General features: G+C 71.7%; 9 protein-coding genes and 1 pseudogene. 5 read left to right on the top strand and 5 right to left on the bottom strand.

All coding sequences use genetic code 11. The features are described 5' to 3' along the window. The first annotated feature begins 785 nt into the window (after positions 1–785). Complete coding sequence (locus ACZ4VT_RS17850; RefSeq protein ID WP_467950652.1) at positions 786–3,047, top strand: DUF6777 domain-containing protein; 2,262 nt, start codon at positions 786–788, stop codon at positions 3,045–3,047. A gap of 165 nt (positions 3,048–3,212) precedes the next feature. Here ACZ4VT_RS17850 and ACZ4VT_RS17845 read toward each other — a convergent pair whose 3' ends face one another. Both ACZ4VT_RS17845 and ACZ4VT_RS17840 read right to left on the bottom strand, forming a co-directional pair. Next, complete coding sequence (locus ACZ4VT_RS17845) at positions 3,213–4,445, bottom strand: FAD-dependent oxidoreductase (protein WP_467950650.1); 1,233 nt, start codon at positions 4,443–4,445, stop codon at positions 3,213–3,215. Between the two features lie 97 nt (positions 4,446–4,542). Beyond that, entirely contained in the window at positions 4,543–4,845 is a 303-nt protein-coding gene (locus tag ACZ4VT_RS17840; RefSeq protein WP_467950649.1) for a putative quinol monooxygenase, read from the bottom strand. A gap of 100 nt (positions 4,846–4,945) precedes the next feature. Between ACZ4VT_RS17840 and ACZ4VT_RS17835 the strand changes: the two genes are divergently transcribed. Next, positions 4,946–5,272, top strand: a complete 327-nt coding sequence (locus ACZ4VT_RS17835; protein ID WP_467950648.1) for an ArsR/SmtB family transcription factor — start codon at positions 4,946–4,948, stop codon at positions 5,270–5,272. Positions 5,273–5,358: 86 nt separating this feature from the next. On the opposite strand, the gene ACZ4VT_RS17830 is transcribed toward ACZ4VT_RS17835, so the two are convergent. From ACZ4VT_RS17830 to ACZ4VT_RS17820, 3 genes are all read right to left on the bottom strand, one after another. Further along, the gene (locus ACZ4VT_RS17830) at positions 5,359–5,532 is read right to left on the bottom strand and encodes a CsbD family protein (protein WP_467950646.1); all 174 of its coding nucleotides are present in this window, start codon (positions 5,530–5,532) and stop codon (positions 5,359–5,361) included. A gap of 101 nt (positions 5,533–5,633) precedes the next feature. Further along, a complete protein-coding gene (locus ACZ4VT_RS17825; RefSeq protein WP_467950644.1) occupies positions 5,634–5,999 on the bottom strand; it encodes a PRC-barrel domain containing protein in 366 nt (121 codons plus the stop codon). Between the two features lie 349 nt (positions 6,000–6,348). Next, positions 6,349–6,540 carry a hypothetical protein gene (locus ACZ4VT_RS17820; protein WP_030719819.1) on the bottom strand — a complete coding sequence of 64 codons (192 nt, stop codon included), beginning with the start codon at positions 6,538–6,540 and terminating at the stop codon, positions 6,349–6,351. Between the two features lie 186 nt (positions 6,541–6,726). Here ACZ4VT_RS17820 and ACZ4VT_RS17815 point away from each other — a divergent pair, with 186 nt between their 5' ends. The 3 genes and pseudogenes from ACZ4VT_RS17815 (at position 6,727) to ACZ4VT_RS17805 (ending at position 9,269) form a co-directional block, all read left to right on the top strand. Continuing rightward, positions 6,727–7,854 carry a mechanosensitive ion channel family protein gene (locus ACZ4VT_RS17815; protein ID WP_467950642.1) on the top strand — a complete coding sequence of 376 codons (1,128 nt, stop codon included), beginning with the start codon at positions 6,727–6,729 and terminating at the stop codon, positions 7,852–7,854. A gap of 249 nt (positions 7,855–8,103) precedes the next feature. Next, positions 8,104–8,704 (top strand): annotated as a pseudogene (locus ACZ4VT_RS17810) (glutamate synthase-related protein); the annotation flags it as partial. A gap of 196 nt (positions 8,705–8,900) precedes the next feature. Continuing rightward, the gene (locus ACZ4VT_RS17805) at positions 8,901–9,269 is read left to right on the top strand and encodes a PRC-barrel domain containing protein (RefSeq protein ID WP_467950640.1); all 369 of its coding nucleotides are present in this window, start codon (positions 8,901–8,903) and stop codon (positions 9,267–9,269) included. Positions 9,270–9,368: the final 99 nt, after the last annotated feature.

Below are 9,368 nucleotides of genomic sequence, written 5' to 3'. Positions count from 1 at the left end.
CGCGGCACTCTGAACGTCACCCCCCCTACCGCCAGCGCATACCACACGGTGACGCCCTCCCCCCCCACCACCCCCCCCCCCCCCCCCCACAACCCCCCCCCCCCCCACCCCCCCCCCCCCCCCCCCCCCCAGGGTCCCAGCCGCCGCCTGCGCCCGCGTCGGCGGCGAACCATCCCCTCCGAAACCGGGACAGCGGCCCACGAATTGTCTCCGAGCCGGCCGAGCGCCTCACGCGCGTGCGCGTGCTCCTGGAGGAAGCCACGGACCCGTCGGCGCGCACGGGCCGGTCCCGCCGGCTGCCGCTGTCGTAACAGGGCGCGGACCCTCGCTTGTCAAGTCCCGAAAGCTCGCGGCATGACGTGATGCGGGGGAGCGGGCTTACTCAGGAGACGGACGCACGCGTACTGGGTGGGTCCTCGTCGACAGCGGTGTCGCTGGAGACGTCCGGGTTCCACCTCCGAGATGTGGAGGCGTTGACGGTTCGTAAGGAGTGAGCGCATGCGAGTCACCATGGTCTACCCGCTGCCCTGTGTCCGGGGGCGAGTGTCATGAGTTCCCTGCCTCCTTCCTGCGAGCGCCCCACCGGCCCGCCGCCCGGCCCGTTGTCGGGCCGGGGCGCACATGCGGAACCACCGCCCCCGCCGCCCCCTCGGCAGCCATCAGGGCCTCCGCCTCCCTCGGGACCCCCGTCGGGGCCCCTTCCGGTCTCTTCGGCCGGGTCTTCGCCGCCGCCGTCGGGTGGCGGGCGGATGCGCAGGTGGCGATCGCGCAGGGCCGTGCTGAGCATGAGCACGGCGGTGGCCGTGGTGTCCGCGGTGGTCCTCAGTTTCACCGTGCTGGGCGGGAACACCGCGGCGGGCGGCGAGGTCTTCCTCCAGGCCGCTCCGGAGGCCGGGCCCGACCCGTTCACCCCGTCGACGGCCACACAGGCCGAGAGCGTCGCCAAGGCCACGCCCATGACCGGCGGCGAGAAGGCGAAGGACGGCGCGAGCACTGCGCGTACGGCGGGCGGTGCGGCGGGTGGTGCGCGCACCCTCGAGGTCGACGGTGGGTATCCGGGCCTGTACGGGGGGACGCGGAACGTCGCGAGCTGTGACGTCGGGAAACAGGTCCGGTTCCTCACGCGGCACCCGGACAAGGGCAGGGCGTTCTCCGGATCGCTGGGTATCCGGCAGCCCGAGATTCCCTCGTACCTGCGGTCGCTGACGCCCGTCCGGCTGGGCTGGGACACGCGGGTCACCAATCACGGGTACCGGAACGGCGCGCCCACCAGCTACCAGGCGGTCCTGCAGGCCGGCACGTCCGTGCTGGTCGACGGCCGTGGCGTGCCCAGGGTCCGCTGCGCGTGTGGCAACCCCTTGAACCCGCCCGTCGCGGTCAGGGGCGGGCAGACGTACAGCGGCGAGAGGTGGTCCTCGTTCCGGTCCTCCGGCCTCGTCGCGGTCAAGCCGGCCGTGAAGCCGGTGAACACGGTCACGGTCTTCGACCAGAACCGGAAGGGATGGTACGAGCGCCCGAGCGGCGCGGCGCAGGGCCGGCACGACCGCGAGGTCCCGCCCCCGAAGGGCCAGACCCCCGGCTCCGCCTACCCGGTCCTCCCGGCGGCCCACCCGGCATCGGTCCGGACACCCGAGGACTCGGGCCCGAACAAGATCCCGGACCGGATTCCCGGCAACGTGCCTGGTCAGGCGCCGAACCGGCCCCCGGGGACCGCCCCCGGCCAGGTGCCGGACCAGACGCCCGGGACCGCCCCCGGCCGGCACCCGGACAACGCGCCGGGCAACGTCCCGGGCCAGACGCCGGGCCATGCCCCGGGCGAGGTCCCGGACCAGGCCCCTGAAAAGGCGCCGACCCTCGCCCCGGGCGAGAAGCCGGGCCAGCAGCCGGGCGAGGACTCGGGGAAGGTACCGGGCCAGGACCCCGGCAAGGCCCCGGGTCAGGCGCCCGGCGAGGACCCGGGCAAGGCTCCCGGGAAGGCACCGGCCAAGGAATCGGTGAAGGCACCGGGCGAGGAGCCGGGCAAGACACCCGGCCAGGACCCGGACAAGGCCCCCGACAAGGCGCCGGGCAAGGATCAGGACCCCGGTGAGGCTCCGGGGAAGGGCCCTGCCAAGGAATCGGTGAAGAAGCCGGCTCAGGAGCCCGGCCAGGAGCCAGCCGACGACCCGGCGAAGGCGCCGGGTGAGAAGTCCGGCGAACAGCCCGGCAAGGAGGCCGGACAGGACCCGGGGAAGGCGCCTGGCGAGGAGCCGGACAAGACTCCCGGCAAGCCGCCGGGCAAGGACTCGGGGAAGGACCCGGGTAAGGAATCCGGCAAGGAGCCGGTGGAGAAGTCTGGCAAGGAGTCGGGCGAGAACCCGGGCAAGGACTCCGAGAAGGTGCCGGACAAGGAACCCGGGAAGGAGCCGGGCAAGGATCCGGCGAAGGTGCCGGGTCAGGAGTCGGGCGAACAGCCCGGCAAGGAGCCCGGCAAGGAGCCCGGTCAGGACCCGGACAAGGCCCCCGAGAAGGCACCGGGCAAGGACTCGGGCAAGGTTCCGGGTCGGGAGTCCGGCGAGGACCCGGGCAAGGCTCCCGGCAAGGAGCCGGGCAACGAGTCGGGGAAGGCGCCTGGCCAGGAGCCGGACAAGGGGCCCGCTCGCGATCCGGCGAAGATGCCCGGCCAGGAGTCGGGCCAGGAGTCGGGCCAGGAGTCCGGCAAGGGGTCGGGCAAGGGGTCGGGCCAGGGCCCGGACAAGGCTCCCGGGAAGGTTCCGGAGTCCGGTCACGAGCCCGGCCACGACACAAGTGAGGACCCCGGTCAAGAGTCCGGCCAGGAGCCGGGCAAAGCCCCGGACAAAGGGGCCGGCAACGCTCCCGGAACGGGACCCGGGAACGAGCCCGGAAAGGACCCGGTTCCGCGTCAGGGCGCCGGCACCGGCACCGGCCCGGGGAACGCGCCGAGCCAGGGGTCGGGCAAGGAGGGGGCCCAGGATCCCGGCAACGAGTCGGGGCGGGAGCAAAGTGGACACCCTGGCGGTGAGCCGGGGGAGGAGCAGTCCGGGTGATCCGGTGGTTCGGATATCCGGGCGATGAGGCTCCGGCTGAGCCACCGCAGGCGATGCCGCGGTGGCTGTTCAACCGCCTGATGCCGTCGAGGGGTTCAGCGCCGTCGGGGTCCGGGCGTTGCGATCCGTAGGGCGGCCGTGGTCAGCGGGGACCGCCCCCCCAGCTCAGCGCAGCGATTCCCTCGGCGGGCGCTCGCGCAGGGCTCCGTACGCGATGAAGTAGGCCGGGACCCGGTTCAGCCACCGGGATTCGGTGATCAGCTCCGTCATCCGCTTGGCCCGTCGGGCATTGCCGAACGCGGTGCGGCCGGCCAGCAGCGGCTCGATGACCTGGGTGTGGGCGAGGCGTTGGAGGCCCTGGGTCGCCACCGTGGTGGGCCAGCGGCGGCGTTGGACGCGCCGTACGTCGTGCAGTCCCACGGTGCCCTCGCGCAGCGGCCGTACGAGGTGGCGGGCGGCGGCCACCGCGTCCTGGACGGCGAGGTTGATGCCGATGCCGCCGACGGGTGACATCGCGTGGGCGGCGTCGCCGATGCACAGCAGCCCGGGGCGGTGCCAGCGGCGCAGCCGGTCGAGCCGTACGTCGAGCAGTTTCACCTCGTCCCAGGAGGTGAGCGCGTGGCTTCGGTCGGCCAGCCACGGGGCGGCGTCCGTGAAGCGGGTCATGAAGCGCTCCAGCCCCTCGGCGCGGCGCTCGGCGTCGGTCCCCTTGGGGATGAGCGCGGCGCACTGCCAGTAGTCGCCGCGGTCGATGAGCGCGGTGAAGAAACGGTCGCCCAGGCCGCCCACGAGTCCGCTGGGGTCGCCCTCGTGGCGCGGCAGGCGGAACCACCAGGCGTCCATGGGGCAGGGGAAGTGTTCCAGGCCGAGCTCGGGCAGCGCCCTGGCCAGTGAGCCGCGGCCGTCGCAGGCCACGGTCAGGGTGGCCCGGAGCTCGCCGGTGCTGCCGTCCGCGGAGCGGTACCGCACGCCCGTGACGCGGCCGCGCTCGATGAGGAAGGAGGTCGCCTCGGTGTCCCTGCGCAGGTGGAACGACGGTTCACGGCGCGCCTCGTCGGCGAGCAGGTCGAGGAGGTCCCACTGGGGCACCATCGCGATGTAGTTGTACTTCCCGTGCAGCGCCCCGATGTTCCCGATGGTGACCAGGGACCGGTCCGGTCCGAGGGGCAGCTGCACGGTGGTCACGCGGCGTTGAGGCAGCCGGGCGAAACGTTCGGCGAGGCCGATGTCCTCCAGGAGCGACAGGGTGCTGGGGTGGACGGTGTCACCGCGGAAGTCGCGCAGGAAGTCGCTGTGTTTCTCCAGCACCGTCACCTCCACACCGGCCCGGGCCAGCAGCAGCGCCAGCACCATTCCGGCCGGCCCGCCTCCCACCACGCAGCACGTCGTGCGCTCCACGGCAACCACTCCCTTCGCGGGCCCGGGTGAGCCCCAGAGGAGGTATACCGCACCGGGGGTGGCGGGGCCGGTAACGGCGACCCCGGCCTGACCGGTCCTAGTAGGGGCTGTGCATCGTGAGGAAACGGATGTCGAGGTCCGTCTCCAGATAGTCCATGCGCCGCTCCCGGAAAGCCTGCATGTGGGGCAGGGCGAGGTGGGCGTCGAGGTCGGCCTGGGAGCGCCAGGCCTCGTAGAAGACGAAGGTGCCGGGCTCGTCGCGATCCTCGTGGAAGTGGTACTCCAGGCACCCGGGCTCCTGCCGGGTCGGCTCGACGAACGACAGCAGGAGTTCCTTCAGCTCCTCGGCGCGCTCCGGTATGGGGCGTGCGGTGCCGACGAGTGCGAACGGCTGGGACATGCTGGGTTCTCCCCCGATAGGTACAATCAATCTCGTACCTTCCGTACGCTATCGAACTCGTAGGTACGATGCAATCCATACCTCAAGGAAGGTGTCCCGAATGCCCGACGGTGAAGGCCATCCGGACGTCGAGGAGATCGAGCTCGGCCCGGTACTCTCCGCGCTGGCGGATCCGCTGCGCCGCCGTGTGGTGCGCGAGCTGGCGGCCGAACCGGAGGGCGCGGCGCGGACGTGCAGCTCCTTCGGGCTGCCGGTCTCCAAGGCGACCGTCACGCACCACTTCCGCGCGCTGCGCGAGGCCGGGTTGATCCGCCAGGTCGACCGGGGGAACAGCCGCATGGCCAGCCTGCGCCGGGCCGACATCGAGCAGCGGTTTCCCGGACTGCTGGGCATCGTGGCGGCCGAGTCGGCCGATTCGCCGGAGTGAGCTCAGGGGGCGGGACGCGCCTCGGTCCCGAACCCCCTACGGGTTCGGGACCGAGGCGCATCCGTGGTGGCCGCCGTGTGGTCAGGTCACCGCTTGAACACGTCCTTCATCTTTTCCTTGGCCTGGCGGGCATCGCCCTTCGCCCCTTCGGCGCGGCCTTCAGCGGTCATTCGCTCGTTGCCCACCGCGCGGCCGGCCGTCTCCTTGAGCTTGCCCTTGGCCTGTTCGGCCTTGGCCCGGCCCTTCTCGTTGCTCGACACAGCTGATCACTCCCTGAGGGTGCGGGAAATGCCTTGCTCTCCGCGTCTGACCCCGATCGGGCCCCGCAAACGTAAGCCGTGAGAGCACGCCGGGGATCCCGTCAGGCGGGCGGGACGCCGAACGGCATGCCGGAGAGGTAGTGCGTGCCCAGGGCCTTGCGATGGTCCGCGTTCCCGAGGTGTTCGTCCCGGTGGAATTCCGGAGCGGCCTTGATCTGGTCCTTCGTACGGTCCACGTAGACCTTCTCGGCCGCGTGGTCGATGCGGGTCACCAGACCGGCCGGCAGCAGGACCTCCTTGCCGAGGATCCACACGCCGGTGTCGACGACCAGATAGGCGTCGGTGACCTCGTCGGAGTGCTTGTCGACCTTGCCGATGCCGCCGTCGAGCGCCTCGACCCCGTAGCCGGTGAGGTCGGCCGCGAGGTAGTCGACGCCGACGCGGTAGGCCCAGACGTTCTCCGTCATGCGAAACAACTCCTTCGATCGGAACCGTGACACCCCTCCACCCCTGCGGTCCCGGGCGCGGAGGGATCTCCGTCGACGGCGCGCCTGCCCGGAGACCGGGCTTCCACTCCCCGGTGTGCGGGACCGCCGGCGCTCTCCGAGAAAAAAAGTGCGCTCGCTGTTTGAGCCGATGGAGACCGGCCATAAGGGTGGTCATGGGAGCCCGCGACGGTGAGCGGCGCGGGTTCCCCAGCGGACCCGGGCCGCGTGGTGGCATCCCCCCGCCATCACGCGGCCGGGCTCCTGCGTACCGCGGGGCCGCTCTCCCGCGATGTCGGCCGTCGGCTCTCGCCTGGCGCCGGCCACGGGGTCAGCGCCGCCTGCGGACCCGGCCCCGTCCGCGGGCCGCCCACCCGTGGCCGATGCCCGCGACGTGCAGCGCGAGCGCGGCGAGACCGATCAGCGTGAAATTGGTGGAGCTGAACACTTCGTTCGTGCCGATGCTGGCCGCGTTGATCAGGAACGCGATGAAGAACAGCACTGCGGCGGTGATGCCGAGCATGTCCGTGCCCCTTTCGGTCGGTGACGGCCGTATTCCCCGTGCCGGCCGGAACATGAGCGGCCGCTCCGGCCGGATTCGCCGTACCGCGGAGAACGGGAAGGGAACCGCTTCGGACCCTCCTGTGTCAGCTCCCTCCCAGGGGGCAGGGGCGTGAACGTCCATGTCACCTACATCCGTTGAGGAGATATGAACAGCGCTCTTCGTGTGCTGTCCGTCCTGGGCGGCTCGATTCTGCTCACCCTCGCCGCCGGTTGGGTCGTCGACCTGCTGCTGCGCCGAGCCGACGCACGTCATCCCGAGACGCCCCTGTGGAACCTGCTGCGCCGATGCCGCAACGCCCTCCTGATCGTGCTGTTCGCCGCGCTGCTCAGGGGCGCCCACCGGCAGATCGCCTGGCCACCGCTACAGGACCACGCCGCCGCCGTGGGCCGGGTCCTCTCCCTCACCCTGATCGGCGCGGGAGCCTGGCTGCTGGTGGCCGTGGCCTCCGCCGTCGTCGAGTCGGGGTACGCCCGGTACGCCACCTCCACCCGCGACCCGGCCCGGCTGCGCCGCGTCCGCACCCAGGTGACCCTGATCATGCGGGTGGTGACGGTCCTCGTGGCCGTCGTCGCACTCGCCGCGATGCTCGTCACCTTCCCGAGCTTCCGCGCACTCGGCACTTCCGTGCTCGCTTCCGCCGGAATCATCGGAATCGTGGCCGGCGTCGCCGCCCAGTCCACCCTCGGAAACCTCTTCGCGGGCTTCCAGATCGCCTTCGGCGACATGGTGCGCATCGGCGACACGGTCGTGGTCGCGGGCGAGTGGGGGGTCGTCGAGGACATCACCCTCACCTTCCTCGCCGTTCGTACCTGGGACGAACGCCGCATCACCATGCCCGTCTCGTACTTCACCACCCGCCCCTTCGAGAACTGGTCGCGCGGCGGCATCCAGATGACCGGCACCGTCTTCCTCCACTGCGACCACCGGGCACCGGTGGACCTCATGCGGGACAAGGCCGAGGAGATCCTGCACACCTGCAAGGAGTGGGACGGCCGCGGCTGGGACCTCGCCGTCACCGAGACGACGCCCTCCACCATCGTGGTGCGGGTCATCGTCACGGCCAAGGACCCCGACGACCTGTGGACGCTGCGCTGCGCCGTACGGGAGCAACTGGTCGCCTGGCTCGTGGAGAAGCACCCGGACGCCCTGCCGCGCGTCGTGCTGGACGCGGCACCGGGGCAGACGCCCGCGCCGGGGCAGACGCCCTTGCCGGGACAGACGTCCCTGTGGGACGCCGCCGGAACTGCCCGCGCCGCGCGAGCCCGGAAATAGGCCGGCAGGGGGTGATGAACCCGATGAACCACGCCCCCTGCGCCCGGGCGCGACAGGAAGCCCCGGGAATGCGTGGCGCGCGGTCGTCGGGACACAAGTGGGGGCGCCGCGGGCGCCGCCGTCCTGCTCTCGCCCTGGTCTCGCCCTGGTGGTGGGCCGTGGCCGGCCCGTTGCTGCTGCTGGTGTTGAGGGCGACGGCGTTGGCGGAGAGGGAGCCGAAGCTCATCGCCGAGACGTTGAGCAGGGCAGGTCAAGTGCGTGTCCCTGAAGATCAGTCAGGGCGCCAAGCCGGGCGTCGGCGGCGTCCTGCCCGGTGCCAAGGTGAACGCGGAGACCGCGCGGGTCCGCGGTGTGCCGCAGGGAGACCGTCGTCTCGCCGCCGTTGCACCGCGTGTACTCCACCCCGCGCGAGCTGGTGCGCTTCCTGGCCCGCATGCGCGACCTCGCCGGCGGCAAGCCGGTCGGGTTCAAGCTGTGCGTCGGCTCGCGCCGCGAGTTCCTCGCCGTGTGCAAGGCCATGCGGGAAGCCGACGTAACCCCCGATTTCATCGTCGTCGACGGGGCGGAGGGCGGCACCGGCGCGGCTCCCCTGGACTTCACCGACCACGTCGGACAGTCGCTCGACGACGGCCTGATGACCGTCCACAACGCCCTCGTCGGCTCCGGGCTGCGCGACCGTGTCCGGATCGGAGCCCCCGGCAAGGTCGCCACCGGCAGCGACCTCGTCCAACGCCTGCTCCGAGGCGCCGACTACACCGACTCGGCCCGCGCCATGATGTTCGCGATCCACCAGGAGGCGACCGTCAAGAGCGCGCTGCAGATCACGGCGGCCATGGGCGTCGACGGCCCGCGAGCTCCTGCCGGGCCATGAGGGGACGCCGCGCACGCGGCGATCCCCGCACCTGGCCCATCCCCGCACCTGGCCCATCCGCCTTTTCCCGTAGCGCGGTTGAAGCGGAAGACGTACGTGCGCATCGGGAGATCCGGGGCATACGCGCTTCAAGAAGTTGGTTGATCCTTTCACTCACCGGAGGAGTTGTTCTCACGTGACCGAGCATGTGTGGAGTTACAAGTCGACGTCGGGCCACCTGGCCGGTACCGATCTGACCGGCTACAAGGTCGAAGCGGTCGACGGCAGCATCGGCAAGGTCGACAAGCACTCCGACGAGGTCGGTGACGCCTACCTGGTCGTCGACACCGGGGTGTGGATCTTCGGCAAGGAGGTCCTCCTGCCGGCGAGCACCGTGATCTCGATCGACCCGGAGCAGCGGACGATCCACGTGGAGCACACCAAGGAGCAGATCAAGGACTCCCCGGAGTTCCACCGGGACAAGCACCTCGGCGACGCCGACTACCGCGAGCAGCTGGGCCTCTACTACGGTCCCGCCGGCCCGTTCGGCGGCCCGTTCGCCTGACCCGCCACGGGGGAGGGGGGGGGGGGGGGGGGGGGGGGGGGGGGGACCCCCCCCCCCCCCCCAGGGGGGGGGTGGTGGCTAGGGGGAGGAGCATGTAGA

The organism is Streptomyces sp. NPDC029164, from assembly GCF_055563995.1.
Note: the sequence above shows the minus strand (reverse complement) of the source record. Positions and strands in the feature narration are given on the sequence as shown.